Source organism: Paramesorhizobium leguminum, from assembly GCF_003217235.1.
Classification (GTDB): Bacteria; Pseudomonadota; Alphaproteobacteria; order Rhizobiales; family Rhizobiaceae; genus Paramesorhizobium; species Paramesorhizobium leguminum.
Genome location: NZ_QJTF01000005.1, coordinates 15,607 through 34,448, shown reverse-complemented (window position 1 = coordinate 34,448; position 18,842 = coordinate 15,607). Strand labels below are relative to the sequence as shown.

The 18,842-nt window shown below is 60.6% G+C and carries 22 protein-coding genes and 1 pseudogene; 14 read left to right on the top strand and 9 right to left on the bottom strand.

Annotated features, from left to right (window positions below; translation table 11 throughout):
* Nucleotides 1-95: 95 nt before the first annotated feature.
* On the top strand, nucleotides 96-770 hold the full coding sequence (locus C7477_RS05595) for an outer membrane lipoprotein carrier protein LolA (RefSeq protein ID WP_110749906.1): 675 nt from the start codon (nucleotides 96-98) through the stop codon (nucleotides 768-770).
* A gap of 209 nt (nucleotides 771-979) precedes the next feature.
* Nucleotides 980-1,783, top strand: a complete 804-nt coding sequence (locus C7477_RS05590) for an exodeoxyribonuclease III (protein ID WP_110749904.1) — start codon at nucleotides 980-982, stop codon at nucleotides 1,781-1,783.
* A gap of 57 nt (nucleotides 1,784-1,840) precedes the next feature.
* Here the strand turns inward: C7477_RS05590 and C7477_RS05585 are convergent, their stop codons facing one another.
* Together C7477_RS05585 and optR are read right to left on the bottom strand one after the other, a co-directional pair.
* Nucleotides 1,841-2,296 (bottom strand): cyclic nucleotide-binding domain-containing protein, encoded by a 456-nt coding sequence (locus tag C7477_RS05585; protein WP_110749902.1) that lies wholly within the window; start codon nucleotides 2,294-2,296, stop codon nucleotides 1,841-1,843.
* A 36-nt stretch (nucleotides 2,297-2,332) separates the two neighbouring features.
* The gene (gene optR / locus C7477_RS05580; RefSeq protein ID WP_110749900.1) at nucleotides 2,333-3,016 is read right to left on the bottom strand and encodes a response regulator OptR; all 684 of its coding nucleotides are present in this window, start codon (nucleotides 3,014-3,016) and stop codon (nucleotides 2,333-2,335) included.
* Between the two features lie 238 nt (nucleotides 3,017-3,254).
* Between optR and C7477_RS05575 the strand changes: the two are divergent.
* Nucleotides 3,255-3,774: pseudogene (locus C7477_RS05575) on the top strand (L,D-transpeptidase family protein).
* Here C7477_RS05575 and C7477_RS05570 read toward each other — a convergent pair.
* Entirely contained in the window at nucleotides 3,740-5,116 is a 1,377-nt protein-coding gene (locus tag C7477_RS05570) for an aminotransferase-like domain-containing protein (RefSeq protein WP_342633265.1), read from the bottom strand. The pseudogene C7477_RS05575 and the gene C7477_RS05570 overlap by 35 nt on opposite strands.
* Nucleotides 5,117-5,338: 222 nt before the next feature.
* Between C7477_RS05570 and C7477_RS05565 the strand changes: the two genes are divergently transcribed.
* Nucleotides 5,339-6,196 carry a DMT family transporter gene (locus tag C7477_RS05565; protein WP_110749896.1) on the top strand — a complete coding sequence of 286 codons (858 nt, stop codon included), beginning with the start codon at nucleotides 5,339-5,341 and terminating at the stop codon, nucleotides 6,194-6,196.
* A gap of 40 nt (nucleotides 6,197-6,236) precedes the next feature.
* On the opposite strand, the gene C7477_RS05560 is transcribed toward C7477_RS05565, so the two are convergent.
* From C7477_RS05560 to tsaD, 4 genes are all read right to left on the bottom strand, one after another.
* Nucleotides 6,237-6,662: an EVE domain-containing protein gene (locus C7477_RS05560; protein WP_110749894.1), complete on the bottom strand. Its 426-nt coding sequence runs from the start codon at nucleotides 6,660-6,662 to the stop codon at nucleotides 6,237-6,239.
* 68 nt (nucleotides 6,663-6,730) lie between these two features.
* Nucleotides 6,731-7,021 carry a YciI-like protein gene (locus C7477_RS05555; protein ID WP_110749892.1) on the bottom strand — a complete coding sequence of 97 codons (291 nt, stop codon included), beginning with the start codon at nucleotides 7,019-7,021 and terminating at the stop codon, nucleotides 6,731-6,733.
* 37 nt (nucleotides 7,022-7,058) lie between these two features.
* Nucleotides 7,059-8,102 carry an NAD(P)H-dependent glycerol-3-phosphate dehydrogenase gene (locus tag C7477_RS05550; RefSeq protein ID WP_110749890.1) on the bottom strand — a complete coding sequence of 348 codons (1,044 nt, stop codon included), beginning with the start codon at nucleotides 8,100-8,102 and terminating at the stop codon, nucleotides 7,059-7,061.
* Nucleotides 8,102-9,181: a tRNA (adenosine(37)-N6)-threonylcarbamoyltransferase complex transferase subunit TsaD gene (gene tsaD, locus C7477_RS05545; RefSeq protein WP_110749888.1), complete on the bottom strand. Its 1,080-nt coding sequence runs from the start codon at nucleotides 9,179-9,181 to the stop codon at nucleotides 8,102-8,104. Before tsaD ends, C7477_RS05550 begins: the two co-directional genes overlap by 1 nt.
* A gap of 91 nt (nucleotides 9,182-9,272) precedes the next feature.
* On the opposite strand from tsaD, the gene hemC reads away from it, so the two are divergent.
* The 5 genes from hemC (at nucleotide 9,273) to C7477_RS05520 (ending at nucleotide 14,252) form a co-directional block, all read left to right on the top strand.
* Entirely contained in the window at nucleotides 9,273-10,199 is a 927-nt protein-coding gene (hemC, locus tag C7477_RS05540; RefSeq protein WP_110749886.1) for a hydroxymethylbilane synthase, read from the top strand.
* A gap of 3 nt (nucleotides 10,200-10,202) precedes the next feature.
* Nucleotides 10,203-10,910: a uroporphyrinogen-III synthase gene (locus C7477_RS05535; protein WP_110749884.1), complete on the top strand. Its 708-nt coding sequence runs from the start codon at nucleotides 10,203-10,205 to the stop codon at nucleotides 10,908-10,910.
* A gap of 76 nt (nucleotides 10,911-10,986) precedes the next feature.
* Nucleotides 10,987-12,186 (top strand): COG4223 family protein, encoded by a 1,200-nt coding sequence (locus C7477_RS05530; protein WP_110749882.1) that lies wholly within the window; start codon nucleotides 10,987-10,989, stop codon nucleotides 12,184-12,186.
* A 14-nt stretch (nucleotides 12,187-12,200) separates the two neighbouring features.
* Nucleotides 12,201-13,754 carry a heme biosynthesis protein HemY gene (locus C7477_RS05525; protein WP_110749880.1) on the top strand — a complete coding sequence of 518 codons (1,554 nt, stop codon included), beginning with the start codon at nucleotides 12,201-12,203 and terminating at the stop codon, nucleotides 13,752-13,754.
* Nucleotides 13,755-13,772: 18 nt separating this feature from the next.
* Entirely contained in the window at nucleotides 13,773-14,252 is a 480-nt protein-coding gene (locus C7477_RS05520) for a tellurite resistance TerB family protein (RefSeq protein WP_110749878.1), read from the top strand.
* A gap of 127 nt (nucleotides 14,253-14,379) precedes the next feature.
* Here C7477_RS05520 and aqpZ read toward each other — a convergent pair whose 3' ends face one another.
* Nucleotides 14,380-15,063: an aquaporin Z gene (gene aqpZ / locus C7477_RS05515; protein ID WP_110749876.1), complete on the bottom strand. Its 684-nt coding sequence runs from the start codon at nucleotides 15,061-15,063 to the stop codon at nucleotides 14,380-14,382.
* A gap of 203 nt (nucleotides 15,064-15,266) precedes the next feature.
* Here aqpZ and C7477_RS05510 point away from each other — a divergent pair, with 203 nt between their 5' ends.
* The 5 genes from C7477_RS05510 to C7477_RS05490 all read left to right on the top strand — a co-directional run bounded on the left by C7477_RS05510 (nucleotide 15,267) and on the right by C7477_RS05490 (nucleotide 17,951).
* Nucleotides 15,267-15,536 (top strand): hypothetical protein, encoded by a 270-nt coding sequence (locus C7477_RS05510; RefSeq protein WP_425373520.1) that lies wholly within the window; start codon nucleotides 15,267-15,269, stop codon nucleotides 15,534-15,536.
* A gap of 26 nt (nucleotides 15,537-15,562) precedes the next feature.
* Nucleotides 15,563-16,309 carry a class I SAM-dependent methyltransferase gene (locus C7477_RS05505; RefSeq protein ID WP_110749874.1) on the top strand — a complete coding sequence of 249 codons (747 nt, stop codon included), beginning with the start codon at nucleotides 15,563-15,565 and terminating at the stop codon, nucleotides 16,307-16,309.
* A 117-nt stretch (nucleotides 16,310-16,426) separates the two neighbouring features.
* Nucleotides 16,427-16,702, top strand: a complete 276-nt coding sequence (grxC, locus tag C7477_RS05500; RefSeq protein ID WP_110750245.1) for a glutaredoxin 3 — start codon at nucleotides 16,427-16,429, stop codon at nucleotides 16,700-16,702.
* Nucleotides 16,699-17,529, top strand: a complete 831-nt coding sequence (locus C7477_RS05495) for a carbon-nitrogen hydrolase family protein (protein WP_110749872.1) — start codon at nucleotides 16,699-16,701, stop codon at nucleotides 17,527-17,529. Before grxC ends, C7477_RS05495 begins: the two co-directional genes overlap by 4 nt.
* Nucleotides 17,526-17,951: a DUF1178 family protein gene (locus C7477_RS05490; RefSeq protein WP_110749869.1), complete on the top strand. Its 426-nt coding sequence runs from the start codon at nucleotides 17,526-17,528 to the stop codon at nucleotides 17,949-17,951. Before C7477_RS05495 ends, C7477_RS05490 begins: the two co-directional genes overlap by 4 nt.
* Before the next feature lie 22 nt (nucleotides 17,952-17,973).
* Here C7477_RS05490 and C7477_RS05485 read toward each other — a convergent pair whose 3' ends face one another.
* Nucleotides 17,974-18,828 carry an EamA family transporter gene (locus tag C7477_RS05485; RefSeq protein WP_245411737.1) on the bottom strand — a complete coding sequence of 285 codons (855 nt, stop codon included), beginning with the start codon at nucleotides 18,826-18,828 and terminating at the stop codon, nucleotides 17,974-17,976.
* Between the last annotated feature and the right edge of the window lie 14 nt (nucleotides 18,829-18,842).

Here is an 18,842-nt window from a genome sequence, read left to right as displayed (position 1 = left end):
GAGCGGAACGAACAGGGATGTTCGCTCGTTTAAACGCCACACTCGCGTCAAACTGGTCCTTTAGGTCCAGCAAGGTAATTGGAGATCGTTTATTGATGAAAACGAACAAGATGCGGCTCTTTACTGTCCCCAGCCTGCAAGGACTTGTGCGCGGAGCCGCGCTCGGCCTGACCGTCATGGCCGTTTCGATCATGACGCCGCTTGCCCCGGCGCTCGCCCAGGTCACGCCAGAGCAGACGGCGGCGGCGCAGCAGATCGCGAATCATTTTTCGGCTGTACGCTCCATGACGGGCGAGTTCGTGCAGTTCGGTCCCCGCGGCGAGCAGAGCGGCGGCACCTTCTATATCGAGCGCCCGGGCAAGATCCGCTTCAACTATAACAATTCGCCCATCCGGGTGATTTCCGATGGCGAATCCGTCGTCGTCAACAATCGCAAGCTCGATACGTGGGATCTCTATCCGCTCTCGAAGACGCCGCTGAAACTGCTGCTGAGCGACCGGATCGATCTGGGCGGCGGACGCTTGAAGCAGGTAAAGCAGGAGCCGGACATGACGACGCTGGTGCTCGGCGACAAATCGGTGTTCGGCGATTCGAAGATCACCATGATGTTCGATCCGAAGAACAATGCGCTGAAGCAGTGGACAATCACCGACGCGCAGAATCTCGATACGACCGTCATGATTTTCAATGTTCGTGAAGGCGTGCGGTTTGCGCCTGACATGTTTACGATCGACTATACCCGTATCGCGATGAAGCGGAAGGGGCAGTGAGTTTCGGGTGAGGGCGGGCTGCAAATGGCGTCTTTCTGCGCTTCCGGTGCTCACGTACCAAAGTACGCTGCGCTCCGGTTCTCGAAAGCCACCATTTTCGCCTCGCCCTGACCCGAAACGCGCCACTTGTCTTCAATTTCAGGCTGGCACCGTCGCTCCGATGCTGTAAGTTCGCCCGCGATTCCTTATCCCGTGCGAGCAAAATCCCCATGCCCTTTTCCGTCGCTACCTGGAACATCAATTCCGTGCGCCTGCGCATGAGTCTGGTCGAGCGGTTTCTGCGCGAGCATCAGCCGGATGTGCTTTGCCTGCAGGAGACGAAATGTCCTGACGATCTCTTCCCCTACGAAGCTTTCCATGCGCTGGGTTATGCGCACATCGCGGTCTCCGGCCAGAAGGGATATCATGGTGTCGCCACCATTTCCCGCAGGCCGCTGGACGGTGTCGAGCGCAAAGGCTTCTGCAACATCGTCGATTGCCGCCACCTAAGCGCCGTGGTGCCGGTGGGAGTGAGGCGCCTGCGCATCCATAATTTCTACGTGCCGGCGGGCGGCGACGAGCCGGATCCGGCGATCAATCCGAAGTTCGCGCACAAGCTCGGTTTCCTTGAAGAGATGAAAGCCATCCTTGCCGATACGGGTGACGGATGTTCCTCGATGCTGCTCGGCGATCTTAATATCGCACCGCTTGAAACCGACGTGTGGTCACACAAGCAGCTTTTGAAGGTGGTCAGCCATACGCCTGTCGAGACTGAAGGGCTGGAATTTGTGCGCCATATCGGCGGATGGAGCGATCTCATCCGCCACCACATCACGCCGGAGCAGAAGGTCTTCACCTGGTGGAGCTACCGGGCGCGGGATTGGGACCTATCGGATCGCGGGCGCCGCCTTGACCATATCTGGGGGTCGCCCGATCTGGAAACCGATCTCGCCTCGGTAACGGTCCTGCGCGAGGCGCGCGGCTGGGAACGGCCATCGGATCATGTGCCGGTGATCGCCCATTTCAATCTTTAGAGCGGGGTGTAGCCGCATGATCTTTTCCAAGCAGCCTGCAATCTGAGAGATCATGCTCTAATCGTTAAATAGCGGCGAGAGCTTTTCGAGTTGCCGTATGAGGCCGGTCACGTCGCGGCTGATATGCGCGTGGAGCGAGGCCGCGGCTTGCGGATATTCTTCCAGAATGCGGTGGAAGACGGAGCGGCTGATACGGATCACTTCCGTTTCCACTTCGGCCACCGCGCCGGTGGGGCGCGTCGTCTGGGTGAGCAACGCCATTTCGCCCAGCATGGCGCCGGGTTCGACAGAACGGAGTGGAATTCGCCCGTCATTGGTTTCGCGAAACAGCGTTATGCTGCCCGAAATGACGACATATGCGCAATCGGCGCTCTGGTCTTCGCGAAACAGCTCGCGGCCCGCGCGCAGCACGAGCCGTTCTGCGCCGAAGGCAAGCAGGCGCAACTGTTCGGGCGTGAAAGACTCGAACAGGCCGACCGTGCCGAGAATGCGAATATCGTCGTCGAGCGCCATATCATCGTCAATACACGGCTCGCCCTAGCTGAGCCATCAGGGAACGAGCTTGTATCCCCCGCTTTCTGTTACCAAAATCGCCGCGTTGGACGGATCCTTCTCGATCTTCTGGCGCAGGCGATAGACGTGTGTTTCGAGCGTATGGGTGGTGACGCCCGAATTATAACCCCATACCTCTTCAAGCAGCATATCGCGGCCGATGACCTTGTCGCCGGCGCGATAGAGATATTTGATGATCGCCGCTTCCTTCTCGGTCAGGCGGATCTTGCCGCCCTTCTCATCTATCAGCAGCTTCTGCCCCGGCTTGAAGGTGTATGGCCCAACGGTGAAGGTGGCATCTTCGCTCTGTTCATGCTGGCGCAATTGCGCGCGTATGCGCGCCAAAAGCACCGCGAAGCGAAACGGCTTGGTAACGTAATCATTGGCGCCGGATTCCAGCCCAAGGATCGTATCGGAATCGGTATCATGCCCGGTCAGCATGATGACGGGAGGCTTGAAGCCCCCCTTGCGCAACAGCTTCACCGCCTCGCGTCCGTCCATGTCGGGCAGGCCCACATCCATGATCAGGAGATCGACCATTTCATTGCGCGCCGTCTGTATACCTTTCGTGGCGGTATCCTCCTGCAGGATATGAAACTCCTCGCAGAGTTCGAGCTGTTCCACGAGAATTGAGCGGAGGTCCTCATCGTCGTCCACAATCAGAATTGTACGGCCAGTCATGCGTATCCTCGTTCATTATTGCATCGTCATTGACGTTTTATCGCATTTAGAGCGAGATGAGGCTAGATGTAACCATTTATGCGGTTAATTCTGGCCCCTCCGGCGGCAGAAACGATCCGCGAGGCGGGAAATGAATAGGGTAGACCCATTGCTTTTACGCAAGCCCGCTGGGAAAACAGTTCCTGTTTTTCCCGGGAAAACCGCTCCACAGCTTTCCTGGTCTTGCTCTAGCGGCGCCTTGCGCCGGATCGACGTTCGGTCCCGCCCGGGAAATCCTTCGCAGGGATTTCTCGTTACGGGTAATCTGGTGTTGCATTGCGCGCTCGGCAAGGGGGGGCATCAGTGCTTTCAAACGGGAAGGCGATGGCGCGACACCGCTCGGGCTCATGCATCTCATATATGGATGGCGCCGGCGGAGGGCAAATTTCGCACCCGCTTCCGTGCTTCCGTTCCGTCCTATCGACTGCGGCGATGGCTGGTGCGATGCGCCGGACGACCGCAATTACAACAGGCCGGTGCGGCTGCCTTATTCTCAAAGCCATGAGCGGCTTTGGCGGAATGATGGCCTTTACGACATTGCAATCGTATTGGACTGGAACATTCGCCCTCGCCGGCGCGGTCGGGGAAGCGCCATCTTTCTTCATTTGGCGCGGCCGGGTTACCAGCCCACGGAAGGTTGCATCGCTTTGAAGCGCGCCGACATGGCGCGCCTCTTACCGTATCTCAGTAAGCAGACGATGATCCGCGTGCTGCGGTAACCATCGCCTGATGCAGCACTTCGAAAATGCGCGGTTGGGCTGACTGCGCCACATTGAAGCGAAGATAGTTCGCGGCGTTATGTGCAAGGCTGAAAACATTCCCCGGCGCGAACACCACGCCGCGCTCCAGCGCGTGGCGGGCGATAAGTGCGGAATCCATACCCGCCGGTAGCCTCGCCCAGAGAAACATGCCGCTTTGCGGCTCGGTCCACAACTCCAGTCCGGCCGCCTTCAGCCGGTTCGATGTCAACGTCATCGCTGCGGCAAGCCTGGCGCGTACTGCATCGACATGGCGGCGATAGGTACCGTCGATCAGGAGCGTATGGACAAGCTGGGCGGAAAGCTGGCTTGAGCCGAACGTAGTGGCGAGCTTAAGATCGGTGAGGCGATCGACCCAATCACCGCGGGTCGCGATATAGCCGACGCGCGCTGCTGCACTCAGGGTCTTGGAGAAGCTGCCGATATGAACGATCCTGTCCAACCCGTCGAGCTCTGCCAGAAGCGGCGGTGGCGAGGGGTGGAAATCAGCGAAGATATTGTCCTCGATGACGATCATGTCATGTTGCTCGACAAGCTTCAGCAGCCGGTGGGCGATGGCTGGGCTCATCATGCCGCCGGTCGGATTATGCAGTCCGGCATTGCCGATATAGAGCTTCGGCCGATGCTCCGCCGCGGCGCGCGCAAAAGCCTCGAGATCCGGGCCGCCTGGTGTGTAGGGAACGCCGATGAGCCGGACTTGATGCACCTTCAGCATCGCCTGGAAATTGAAGTAGCAGGGATCATCCACGAGCACCGCATCGCCCGGCTGAAGGAAAAAGCGGCAGAGAAGGTCGAGCGCGTGGGTGCCTGAATCGACGAGCAAAATCTGGTCAGGCGGTGCTTCGACGCCCTGCTCGCCCAAGCGGCGGGAGAGGTGCAGCCGGAGCGGCGCATAGCCCAGCGGATCGCCGTAGTCGGTGAAGATTGCGGCCTCATCGCGGGCGAGCGCACGCATTGCGCGGCGGATGCCTTCCTGCGGCAACCAGTCTTCCGGCAGCCAGCCGCAGCCGGGCTTGAGCGCCGTGCTGTCAGCTTCGAGCGATTGGCGCATGATCCAAAGCGGATCGATCTCCCGGTCCAGACGAGGGCCGGTGGAGGTGAGCGCAAAAGGCTGAGTGCGGCCCGCGACAAAGAAACCGGCCCCACGGCGTGACTGGATGACGCCTTCGGCAACGAGCCGGTCATAGGCATCCACGACGGTCGATTTCGAAACATCCATGGTTTCGGCGAGTCGACGGATCGAAGGCAGCCGCGCACCCGGCGAGAGGCTCAAGGCGGCGATGCGGCCGCGAATGATGCCCATGACTTTTTCGACCAGCGTCGACTCGTTCTGGGCAGCGTCGTCGAACGTAGGGTCATGCGATGCGTCATCGCTGACAGCGGGTTGATGCAACATCTGTACTTTTCCTCGTCCCGGTACAGTCCGGTGAAATTGTACTGCTACTGTCTCTACCCGCCCCAGCGCAATGCCGGTCATTGTCCCGGATGAGAGACTACAGAGTTTGCAACAGGTTGGATAGGCATAATGGACAGGACGACGGGCTGGATTAACGGGTTTTTGGGCGTACTTATCTTCAGTGGCTCCCTCCCGGCCACGCGAATTGCCGTGCTCGACATCGATCCGATGTTCCTGACAGTGGCGCGCGCCGCAATTGCGGGCGTACTGGCGTTGGCTCTGCTCATCCTCAACAGACAGCGTTTTCCGAACCGGAGCGATCTTCTGTCGCTGTTCGTCGTGGCGTTCGGCGTGGTGGTCGGCTTCCCGCTGCTGACAGCGCTTGCACTGCGCGGCATGACATCGGCACACGCCATCGTGTTCATCGGGCTGCTGCCGCTGGCCACCGCAATATTTGCGGTGCTATGCGGCGGCGAGCGTCCGCGCGGAATGTTCTGGGCGTTCTCCATCACCGGAAGCGCGATTGTCGCCGGTTATGCCATGGTACAGGGAAGCAGCTCGTCTCTCATGGGTGATGGATTGATGCTGGCGGCAATCGTGGTGTGCGGGCTCGGCTATGCGGAAGGCGCGCGTCTGTCCCGCAGGATGGGCGGGTGGCAGGTGATATGCTGGGCGCTGGTTCTGTCCTTGCCGCTGATGCTACCGCTGGCGTTTTTCACCCAGCCCGCGTCATGGGACGGTATCGGGTGGCCCGCGCTGGGTGGCCTCGGCTATGTGTCGCTGTTCAGCATGCTGATTGGTTTCGTCTTCTGGTATCGCGGCCTGGCGCAGGGCGGCACAGCTGCGGTCGGGCAGTTGCAGCTGTTGCAGCCGTTCTTCGGACTGACGCTCGCTGCGCTGGTTGCGCATGAGGCGGTGGGCTGGGGCATGGTGGCAACTGCCGCCGCGGTGGTGGTTTGCGTTGCTGGGGCGAAACGGTTTGCTTAGCGGCTCGTCTCTGGCCGCGGGGGGACCATTTACTAATTCCTCACGGTGCCGGATCAAGGCCGCCCATGCGGCAGACTTCTTTCCATTCGTCCTCCGTCACGGGCTGGACGGAGAGGCGCATGGAGGTGACGAGCGCCATTTTCTCTAGCGCCGGATTCGCTTTCACTGCTTTCAGCGTCACTGGTTTCGGCACATCGCAGAAGGCGCGGATGTCGACACATTCCCAGCGCGGGTCATCCGTCGTGGTGTCGTGATGGGCAAGCCCGCAGACTTCGATAATGCCGACGATCTCCAGCCCTTCGTTGGAATGGTAGAAGAAGCCCTTGTCGCCCAGCTGCATGGCGCGCATGTTGTTGCGCGCGAGATAATTGCGCACGCCGTCCCATTGCGTGCCTTCGCTGCCCGCCGCCTTCTGCTTTTCCCACGACCATTTGTGCGGCTCGGATTTGAAAAGCCAATAAGCCATCTTGGATCTCATTTTTTGTCGCATGATGTTATCCAAAAAGTCTGCAACTTTTTGGGATCACGCTCTGCTCAGGAATTCGCGGGATTGTTGATCGCCCAATTCCATGGGCGGATATCGACCGTCTCGAAAAGTCCGGCGAGCGAATAAGGATCCTTCGCCGCGATCCCCTTGGCTGCATCCAAATGGTCGGCCTCGATGACGAGGAGACTGCCGTTCGGCTTGCCGTCGGCATCAAGGAAGGGGCCGGCGAATTTCAGCCTTTCGCCGAGATTGTTCAGATAGTCGAGATGCGCGGGACGGGTGTCGAGGCGCAGCTGCAGATGGCCGGGTTTGTCGTTGCACAGGATGGCGAACAGCATTCTGGTTCCCTTGGTTCGTTTCATTCTGGTCGCATGCTCAGAACTCGTTTTTCAATGGCCGATTGAGCAGGCCCTCGACCGCTTCGTCAACAGTAAGATGCCGCGCAAGGAGCGCAGAGACGGCTATGATGATCGGCGCGTCGATATTGCGGCTCACGCATATCTCAGCGGCGATGGGCGCGGTGGCGACACCTTCGGCGAGTGGCCTGCCCTCGAGCGATTCACCGGCACCCAGCGCCATGCCGTAGGAATAGTTGCGCGATTGCGGCGAGGAACAGGTGAGCATCAAATCGCCCAGACCGGACAAGCCCATTACCGTCTCAGGCCGCCCGCCCATCGCCTCGGCGATGCGGCGCAGTTCGACAAAGCCGCGTGTGACGAGGGCCGCTTGCGCGCTTGCGCCAAGACCGCGACCGATAGCTGCTCCGGCGCCCAATGCCAGCACGTTTTTCAGCGCGCCGCCGATCTCGACGCCTATCAGATCGTCTGTCGAATAACAGCGGAACGCCGGGCCGGAGAGAACGATCGCCAGCCGGTCCGCTGCCTCCTGCCTGGCTGCCGCGATGGTGACGGCGGTGGGCAACCCGCGCGCCACGTCGGCGGCGAAGCTTGGACCCGACAGGGCTGCAATCTCATTGCCGGGCAGGATGCCGGAAACGATCTCGGACATCAGCCGTCCCGTCGCGCGCTCGATGCCCTTGGCGCAAAGAACGACCGGCGCGTTCACCGGTACATGCGGTGCAACAACGCCCAGCGCGTCACGCATTGTCTGCGCGGGAAAAGCGGCGAGGATGACAGCCGCGTCCTTCAGGACGGAGACAGCATCGGTGCTCGCTTCGATGCCGGCGGGAAGAGCGATGCCGGGCAGGTAGCGCTCATTGCGATTGTTGCGGTTGATATCATCGACCGCCGTCACATCGCGCGCATAGAGCGCGACCCGGTGGCCGCTCCGCGCTGCCATGCTGGCGAGAGCCGTTCCCCATGCGCCACCACCCAGCACGGCGATTTTTAACTTTTCATTTGTCGTAGGTTTTTGCCGGAAAGCCGCTTCACACTTTTCCGAAACCTGCTGAGAGCTCATCATGCTTTCGCTCCCCGGCGTCCGGCGCCGATCAAAGGCATCGCTGCCCCATCCAGCGGCCAGCGTGAGCGTGGCGCAATATCGAGAGAATCGCCATCACCGTTAGCTGCGTGTTCCGCACCGGCCCAAGCAATCATCGCAGCATTGTCGGTGCAGAGTTCGTGTGGCGGAGCGAGAAAGCGGAAGCCGTTTTCAGCGCAGAGCTTTTCCAGCATGGCGCGGAGCGCTTTGTTGGCAGCCACGCCGCCCGCCACGACCAGCGCGGGTTCGGCGGTCTCAGGGAAGCGCTCGCGAAAGCGCGCGAGCGAGCGCGACACGCGGTCTGCCAAAGTATCGGCCACCGCTCTTTGAAACGATGCGCAGATATCGGCGACGTCTTGATCGCTGAGCGGCGCAAGTTCAGTGGCTGCCTGACGCACGGCGGTCTTGAGGCCGGAGAAAGAGAAATCGAGCCGCGACTCGCCCTTCAGCGGTCGCGGCAAGGTAACCCGCTTGGGGTCACCGGCAAGCGCCGCTCTCTCCACTGCCGGGCCGCCGGGATAAGGAAGGCCGAGCAGCTTGGCCGTCTTGTCGAAGGCTTCGCCCAGCGCATCGTCTATGGTGGTGCCAAGGCGCTCGTATTGTCCGAGACCGCGCACGAGAATCATCTGCGTATGACCTCCCGAGACGAGCAGCAAGAGATAGGGAAAGGCGAGGTTGTCGGTCAGCCGCGCCGTCAGCGCATGGCCTTCGAGATGGTTGATCGCATGGAACGGTTTGTCTGCCGCCAGCGCCAGCGCCTTCGCGGTCATCAGCCCCACGATAAGGCCGCCGATGAGGCCCGGACCGGCGGTGGCGGCGATGGCGTCGATTTCGCTCAGCGGTGTACCGGCTTCATCAAGCGCGCGGGCGATCAGACCGTCCAGCGCCTCGACGTGGGCACGGGCGGCGATTTCCGGCACCACGCCACCATAGGGCTCATGTTCGGCGATCTGGCTCAGCACCACATTGGACAGAATCCGGCCATGGCCGGACTCATCGCGCTCGATGACGGCGGCGGCGGTTTCGTCGCAACTTGTCTCTATTCCCAGCACGCGCATTTAACTTTAGACCCTGCATTCATTGCCGCCCAAGGCAAAGATCATTAGGTAGATAGTAGATAGGCGAACGCGGTACCATGGACAACGCCATATGCAAACAGCACCCTTGAAGATCGGCACGCGCGGCAGCCCGCTGGCATTGGCGCAAGCGCGCGAAGTGCGCCGGCGGCTGATGGAGGCGCACGGACTTGGCAACGACGCCGTGGAAATCGCGGTAATGTCGACGGCGGGCGACCGGATACAGGATCGTCCGCTTTCAGAAGTCGGTGGCAAGGGACTGTTCACCCAGGAGATCGAGGACGCACTGCGCGATGGGCGGATCGATCTTGCAGTGCATTCGAGCAAGGACATGCCAACGGTTCTGCCGGAGGGGCTTTATCTCTCGGCGTTTCTCAAGCGGGAAGACCCGCGTGACGCCTTTATCGGAAGGGCCGCGCCACGCGTTACCGACCTGCCGGTGGGTGCTACCGTCGGCACCTCGTCGCTACGCCGCGAGGCATTGATCCGCCGGATGCGGGCCGACATCCATGTGGTTGGTTTTCGTGGCAATGTAGAGACGCGATTGCGCAAGCTCGAAGAGGGACAGGCCGACGGAACCATCCTCGCCTATGCCGGATTGAAGCGTCTCGGTATGGAGCATGTCGTCACCGAACTGCTCGATCCAGTTCTCTTTCCGCCCGCGCCGGGACAGGGGGCAATCGCCATCGAAAGCCGCGTGGGCGATGCGCGGATAAATGAATTGCTCGCCCCGCTCGATGATCGCGATACCCACGCGGCGCTTGATTGCGAGCGGGCATTTCTCGCCTGTCTCGACGGCTCCTGCCGCACGCCCATTGCGGGGCTGGCGACGATTGCCGGCGACCGGCTCATTTTTTCCGGCATGATTCTTACGCCCGATGGCAGCGAGGCGCATGAGATCAAGGCGGAAGGCTCCGTTGCCGATGCGGCGATAATCGGAACCGATGCGGCGGAGCGCGTGCTTGCCCGGGCGGGGCCGCACTTCTTCGATTGGAAATGAGCGATGGCGCGCGTGCTGGTGACAAGGCCGGAGCCGGGCGCGTCGCTGACCGCGCGGCGGCTGGAAGCGATGGGATTTTCGCCGGTCGTGCTGCCGTTGAGCGAGACGACGCCACTGGCGGCAAAGGTGTCGCCGGGGGAGTATGACGCGGTGACAATCACCAGCGTCAATGCAATACGCCATGGCGCGCCGGAACTGATCGCCAGCCTTATAGATCTGCCTATCTATGCGGTAGGCGAGAAGACGGCGCGGGCGGCCAAAGCCGCCGGGTTTCGCGATGTGATCGCGGCTGCAGGAGATGGCGAGGCGCTAGCAGCCTTACTCTTGGAGGCACTGTCCCCAGGTGCGCATGTGCTCTACCTCGCGGGCCGGGTGCGCCGTTCGGATTTCGAAAAGATGGTAAGAACACACGGTCTTGCGGTTACCGTTTGCGAAACCTATGACACGGTGGCAATCGATCGTCAGGATGCCGTCAAGATGCTGGGAGACGCACCGATCGACGCCGCGCTGGTCTATTCCGTCTTTGCGGCAAAGGCGCTCATCACGCTATCGGAACGGCCGGAAACTCCGGTAGACTTCTGGCAGAACACTCGGTTTTTATGCCTTTCCTCGCGTATCCAGAAAAGTCTTTCCAACGAATGGAAAAAGCGGGCAAGTGTAAGTGAAAGGCCTGACGAGCAAGCGCTTTTTAAGCTTCTTGCGGCACTTTGATTCAGCCAAGCCTTCATCTGCCGATTTTATCTGTTAAGGTCCGATCAGGCGTCCATTTTAAAAGACGAGAGGCACCATGGCGAAATCCGGAACATCGCGTCACTCGAAACCGGTTGGCAAGCCGGTCACGATCGACCTCGATCCATCGCAGGTGAAACGGGTGGCGGAGCCGACGGAGGCAAAGCCTGCCTCAGCCGCGAAAGAAGCGCCTCCAGCGGAACCGGTCGGCGATTTTGCCAAGCCGCGCGAAGCAGTTGGAAAAGAATATATGGCCGCAGAGAAGACGGAAAAGGTTTCGAGCCACCAGACGGACGCAGCCGCATCGGTGAAGCCGAAACCGGCCTTGGATGGACGCGCGTGGGTTTCCCATATCGCGGCGGGCGTGGCGGGAGGCGCCATCGCCCTAGCCTTGATGAGCGCGCTCAACGGGGGCAATTCGGATGCACCGACCCAAGCGCAACTTGCCGACACGAGCGCAACCGCGCGTCAGGCGTTGCAGCAGGTGAAGAGCGCGGAATCGCAGGTCGTTACGCTGAGGGATGAAATTGCAAAGCTGGCTAATAATAATTCATTGCCCATGCAGGACGTGCAAAAATTGACAAGCCGCCTCGCGGTTCTGGAAGAAAAAATCACCTCCGCCTCCGCCCAGGCGACGCAATCCGCATCGCAGGATTCAGGCAGCATCGCTGACATCCAGTCGAAACTTGCGGCACTCGAAACGCGTATCATGGACCAGTCGCGCCAGCCGGCGATTGCGGCTGCGATTGCGGCAACCGCGCTCAAATCGGCAATCGATCGCGGCGGTTCCTTCGCCGCGGAACTCGACACTTACAGAGCCATGGCGCCGCAATCGACGGACATCGAGGCGCTTGGAAAATTCGCGGCGGCGGGCGTTCCGACGATTGCCGATCTCAACCATCAGTTCGACGATGTGGCGAACAGGATAGTCGCAACGGAGCAGAATGCGGACCCCAACGCCAGCGTTGTCGACCAGCTGTTGGCGAGCGCCAAAAGCCTTGTGAAGGCTCGCCCGGTCGGTGAGGTAAGCGGCAACAGCATAGGCGCGATTACGGCGCGTATTGAAGCGGCGCTTGCGCGGGGCGACCTCGATCGCGCCATCGCGGAGTGGGAAACGCTGCCCGACGCAGCAAAGGCTGTATCGGCCGATTTCGCCACCCAGATGAAGGCGCGCCGCGACACGAACGCGCTGGTATCGCGAACGCTCGCCAGCGCGCTTGGGGCACCGGCATCGCCGGCCGCGTCGTCAGCCAATTAAGGAACGCCAAATCCATGACGCGCATTCTGCTGTTCGTTCTTCTGGTCCTTGTGCTCGGTGCCGGTTTTACCTGGCTTGCGGACAGGCCCGGCGATCTCATCGTTACCTTTGCGGGCATGCGCTATGAGCTGACGCTGATGGCGGCGGCCTCGGCGCTCGTGGCAATCATCGCGGCGGTGATGCTGGCATGGTGGCTGATCAAAAGCATCATCCGCTCGCCAGATCTCCTGCGGCGGCATTTTCGCGCGCGCAAGCGCGACCGGGGCTACCAGTCGCTTTCGACCGGCCTCATTGCAGCGGGAGCGGGAGATTCGGCAACCGCGCGGCGCATGGCCGGGCAGGCGCACAAGCTGCTCAATGTGGACCAGGAGCCGCTGATCCGGCTCCTGGAAGCGCAGAGCGCCATGCTGGAGGGCCGCGTGGACGAAGCGCGGGGGGCGTTCGAGGCGATGCTGAACGATCCAGAGACGCGGCTTTTGGGATTGCGCGGCCTCTATCTCGAAGCGCAGCGCGCGGGCGAACATGAAGCGGCGCAACACTATGCCGGCGAAGCATCCCTGATGGCTCCGCATGTCGACTGGGCGAGGGGCGCCGTGCTTGGGCGATTGACCGTCGAGGGCGATTGGGACGGCGCACTCAAACTCCTCGATGCGCGCAAGGCAACACGCGCGGCGGACAAGGCGGCGATAAAACAAGAGCGCGCGGCGCTGCTCACTGCCAAGGCGATCTCCACCTTCGATTCCGATCCGGTGACGGCAAAGACGGTCGCGCTTGAAGCGCACAAGCTTGCGCCCGATCTTATCCCCGCCGCCGTAATCGCGGCGCGTGCATATTTCCGGGAGGGTGATTTGCGTAAGGGCGCCAAAATCCTCGAAGCGGCATGGAAGAAGAATCCGCATCCTGAAATCGCGCAGGTTTACATTCACGCGCGTCCGGGCGATTCCGCACTCGACCGGTTAAAGCGGGCGCGCCATCTCTTCGCGCTTCGTGCCAACAATCCGGAAGCGAGTCTGGCGCTGGCGCAGGCCGCGCTCGACGCCGGGAACTATAAGCTGGCGCGAGAGAATGCCGAGGCGGTGTTGCGGATGAGCCCGCGCGAGAGCGCTTATCTGCTGCTCGCCGATATCGAGGAGGCGCAAACGGGCGACCAGGGTCGCGTACGCCAGTGGCTTGCGCGCGCGGTGAAAGCGCCTCGCGATCCGGCCTGGACGGCGGATGGCTATGTGTCGGAACAATGGGCGCCCGTCTCTCCACTAACGGGGCGGCTCAATGCGTTCGAATGGAAGGTACCAGTCGAGCAACTGGCTCCGATGATAGAGGCTGGGCAGGAAGTGCGTGGAGACGAATCGGAAACACTGAATGCGCCCGCTGTGATCGAACAGAAGCCGCTTGTCGTACCGGTGGAAGAAGAGGAGATCCCAGCGCCGGCAAGGCTGAAACCTCCCAAGCGAGAACCGGCCAACGATACGCGCGATGACGAAGAGGTGAAAATGCTGGTTGTTGACGATCCGGGCGTGTTGCCTGAAGAACAGACAGAAACCAAGCAGGCCCGCTATCGTCTATTCTGAACCAATTCGGATGCCACTATGCTCGATCGTCTTCAGACCTTTTTGAAAGAACTCTCTTCCGGTGAAGGACGGGGCGGGAAAACCTTCGGCAAGGATGACCCTCGGCTGGCGGTGGCGGCCCTGATGTTTCACATCATTGATGCTGATGGCGAGCGCCACGAGGAGGAACGCAGGCGCATCGCGGAGATGCTCTCCGAGGCCTATCAGCTCAAGGATGGCGAATTGAATGCGCTGCTTCAAGCGGCGGAAGCCGCGGACCAGGAAGCCATCGACCTTTACAGTTTCACCAGCGTCATCAAGCGTCATCTCGACGAGCGGGAGCGCATCCATTTAATCGAGTTGATGTGGGAAATCGCTTATGCCGACGGCGAGGTCGGTGAGATGGAAGACAATGTGATCTGGCGGGTGGCGGAGCTGATCGGTGTTTCCACACGCGACCGCGTGACATTGAAGCATGTCGTGGCGGAGAGGGTTGGCGCGGATAAAGCGAAGGCGTGAGCTGGATTAAATACCGGGAGGCTGGCGGATAGCGATTCCGTCAAACATGGACCCTTCCAAAAACGCACACCCAAACAAAAGACCGGCCTCTCAGCCGGTCCTTGTCATTATAGAATAGAGCGATCGCTCAGTCCCTTCCGAGCAGCGCCTTCCAGAAGATGGCGCCGATTACCGCGCCGATCAGCGGTGCGACCCAGAACAGCCAGAGCTGGTTGAGAGCCGCTGTTTCAGCGAAGAGCGCCGTGGCGGTGGAGCGTGCCGGATTGACCGAGGTGTTGGTCACCGGGATCGAGATGAGATGGATGAGTGTGAGGCAGAGTCCGATGGCAATGCCGGCGAAGCCTGCCGGAGCTGTCGATGCGGTCGAACCCAGGATGACGATGAGGAAGAACGCCGTCAGGACGACTTCGATGAGCAGCGCCGCGGTCATGCTGTAGCCGCCTGGCGAAAGCTCGGCATAGCCATTGGAGGCGAAGCTGCCCGGCATGTAGCCAGCCCTGCCTGAGGCGATGAGATAAAGAACGGCCGCCGCGGCGATGCCGCCCAGAACTTGCGCGATCCAGTAGGGGATCAGATCCTTCCAGTCGAAGCGGCCCGCAACGGCAAGACCGAGCGAGACGGCGGGATTGAAGTGTCCGCCGGAAATTCCGCCGACGGCGTAGATCATCGTCAGCACGGTGAGGCCGAAAGCCAATGCTACACCGAGAAAACCGATGCCCAGATCAGGAAAGGCCGCAGCAAGAATTGCGCTGCCGCAACCGCCGAAGACCAGCCAGAAAGTGCCGAAAAATTCGGCAGCCAATTTGTTCATAGTGTGTTTCCCCGAAGATGACGCGTGGAATCAAGTGGCGTTAACCATATTCCGGGGTGTCTTCGGCGGCAATATGGAAAGACCAGCGGTTAATCCACCGTGATTCACATACTATTTCGATCTGTTTCAACGAAATTAGACAATCAACGTGAAATTGATCGTCATGTATGCAATAGTTAAAGAATGTTAAATCTGGAGGACGTATGGCGGAAATGTCGGCTGGTCACGCGAAACACCTGGGGTTGGCAGCCCTGCCACTTTTGCTCGGACTCGCTGGCTGTACCGGTACAGCTACGGCGTGGACAGAGAAATTTACTGTCGAAAAAGTCGAGTTGCCTAGGGAATGCGCCGGCTGGCAGAAGATCGATCTCAAGCAGCGCACGACGCTGGCCTTGATGCGCCTTGATCCGCGCCTTGTGGTCGACATCGATTCCCACAATCTGCGGGGCAGAAATCTCGGCTGCTGGAAATGATCCGGCCATAACCGGGGGCGTGCTACATGCATCTCGACATCATCGAATTGCGCTCCTTCTATGCTTCCCCATTAGGGCACCTGACTGAGCGCTCTATCGTAACGGCGCTCCAGCCGCTCTGGTCGAAGCTGCCGCAAGAGCGGCTGGTCGGCCTTGGCTATGCACTTCCTTATCTCGACCACTTGCGCGCCGATACGGAGCGTACCTTCGCCTTCATGCCGGCGGGGCAGGGGGCGATCGGCTGGCCAACGGCGGACAAATGCGCCACGGCGCTCGTTTTCGACGAGGAGTTGCCGTTGCCGGACTCTTCCGTTGATCGCATCCTCCTCGTTCATGCACTGGAACATTCGGAAAATCCGAGCGAGACGCTGAAAGAGATGTGGCGCGTACTGGCGCCCAATGGCAGGCTGATGATCATCGTTCCCAACCGTCGCGGCGTCTGGGCGCGGTTCGAGCATACGCCTTTCGGCAGCGGGCGGCCGTATAGCCGGGGCCAGCTCGTCCGGCTGTTGCGCGAGGCCAATTTTACTGCGGGAGCGGTGGCGGGCGCGCTGCATTTTCCGCCTGCCACGCGCCGCTGGATGCGGGGGCCCTCCTCGCTCATGGAGAGAGTGGGAGGAAAGATGTGGCCCATCTTCGGCGGGGTGCTGATCGTGGAGGCTTACAAGCGGCTCTATCAAGGGCTGCCGGTGGCGCAGCGCTCATCACGCCGCGTCTTCGTTCCCGTGCTTGCGCCGCAGGGATCGGCGATGCACCGGAAGCGGAAGAAATAAAATTTATTCTGCAAGCAGAATCATAACCGGCAAGTTCAGCAAGTTTCTGGATCGCGCCGGGCTTTTTGAAATGGCTCGGCGCCTCTATATAAGTTCCGGATGATTCCGGAGTGTTCCATGGTTGAGGTAACGATCTATACGCGCCAGTGGTGCAGCTTCTGCACGGCGGCCAAACGCCTGCTCGATAGCAAGGGCGTGGCTTATACCGAGCGCGATGCGACCGTGTCGCCTGAATTCCGACAGGAGATGATCCAGCGATCGGGGCGTATGACCTTTCCGCAAATTTTCGTCGGTGATGTGCATGTCGGCGGTTGTGATGATCTTCACGCGCTGGAGCGCGAAGGCCGTCTCGATGGGCTGCTCAACATCAGCCAACAGGAATCACAGTCATGAGTCTTTTTCGCGCCGCCGCCATCCAGATGCGTTCCGGGACCGATCCCCACGCCAATGTCGCAACCCTCGAACGCCTCGTCGGCGAAGCGGCGGCTCAAGGCGCGGATTATGCGCAGACGCCCGAGATGACAGGCGCGGTGCGGCGCAACCACGAGGGCGCGCGCGACGAGGAGAATGATCTCATCGTCAATGCGGCGTCACGGCTGGCGTCGCAACACGGCATCTATCTGCATATCGGCTCGACGGCGATTGCGCTGGAAAATGGCAAGCTTGCCAACCGCGCTTTTCTGTTCGGCCCCGATGGGAAGAAGATTACCTCTTACGACAAGATCCACATGTTCGACGTCGATCTCGACAATGGCGAAAGCTGGCGCGAATCGGCAACTTACGAACCTGGTGCGGATATGGTGCTGGCCGATCTGCCTTTCGGGCGGATGGGGTTTGCGATCTGCTACGATATCCGCTTCCCACAGCTCTTTCGCGCGCAGGCGGAGGCGGGGGCGTCGATCCTCACCGCGCCCGCGGCTTTCACCCGCCAGACGGGCGAGGCGCATTGGCACGTGCTGCAACGCGCCCGCGCCATCGAGAACGGCGCATTCCTCATCTCCGCCGCGCAAGGGGGGAAGCACGAGGATGGACGCGAGACTTATGGGCATTCGCTGATCGTTTCTCCCTGGGGCGAAATCCTGGCCGAGGCCGATCATGACGAGCCGGCGGTGATCGTCGCGGATATCGATACGGCGCTATCGGATGCGGCGCGGCGCAAGGTGCCGAATCTCAAGAACGCGTTCACCTTCGGCATGCGTATCGCGGGTGTGATGCCATGATCCGTTTCAGTCTACATTGCGATAAGGATCATGAATTCGAAGGCTGGTTCCGCAACAACGAGGATTTCGACCGCCAGGCAAAGAGGGGCCTCGTTTCCTGCCCGGTCTGCGATTCACAGAGCGTTGAAAAAGCCTTGATGGCGCCTTCCGTTTCCACCGCAAGCGCCAAAGAAAAAATCGCCGTCGGCATGGGCGAGGCGCAGCGCGCGCTCATCGAGCAGATGCGCGAACTGAGCCGGAAGGTGCGCGACAATGCCGATTATGTCGGCGACAAGTTCGCCGAGGAGGCGCGCAAGATCCATTTCGGCGAAACCGATCCGCGCGGCATTTACGGCGAGGCGACGCAGGAGGAGGTGACGGCGCTGGTGGATGAGGGCGTTGAGATCATGCCGCTGCCGGTGTTTCCAGAGGACCGGAATTGAGAGGGCCGTTTTCGCCATCAGGCTATTCCTGCATTGCAGTCAAAGCGGCCCCGACGGAAGCAAGTGATATTGATATTATGCCGATCCACTGCAAGACGGGGAGAGCCTCGTGAAGGAGCGCGAGACCAACCAACGCTGCGACAGCCGGTTCCGCGCTGGTAAGCGTACCAAAGGTTTTCCGTGGAAGGTGACGGAGGGCGAACATCTCAAGCGTATATGGAATCGCGCTTGATAGTATCGCCACGAGCAATCCAAGGGCGAGCACCGATGGCGTGAACAATGAGAAGCCTGCCTTCGCAATTCCAATAGGCAACATGGCCGCCGATGCAACGATCAGTCCGATCGACGCCGCCGAAATGCCGTAGAGGCGGCCTGCGATCCCCCCATATATGATATACGCCGCCCAACACGCGCCGGCGCAGAGCGCAAACGCAATTCCGATGGGATCGAGATTTGCATTCATTGACCGCAGCGGAAGCAACAGGACCAGCCCGATCATCGCCAGGCCGATCCAAAGAAAATCAATCGATCTACGCGACGCAGCAATAGCGACAGCGAGCGGTCCGGTGAATTCAATCGCGAGCGCGACTCCGAGCGGGAGCGTCTGGATCGACAGATAGAAAAAGACGTTCATTCCGCCCAGCATGAGACCGTAAATGACAACGGGTTGCCAGGCATTCGATCGGAAACTTACTCGCCACGGACGAAGAATGGGCACAAGCAGAAGCGCCCCAATCGAGAGCCGAAGCGCAGTTGCGCCTTCTGCCCCGACTTCCGGAAAGAGGGACTTTGCGAACGAGGCCCCGCAGGCAATCGACAGCATAGCCAGAACCAGCGCGAGCGGTGGCAAAATGCGTGGCGGGTTGGCGTCGATCACTGATAAAGGATTGC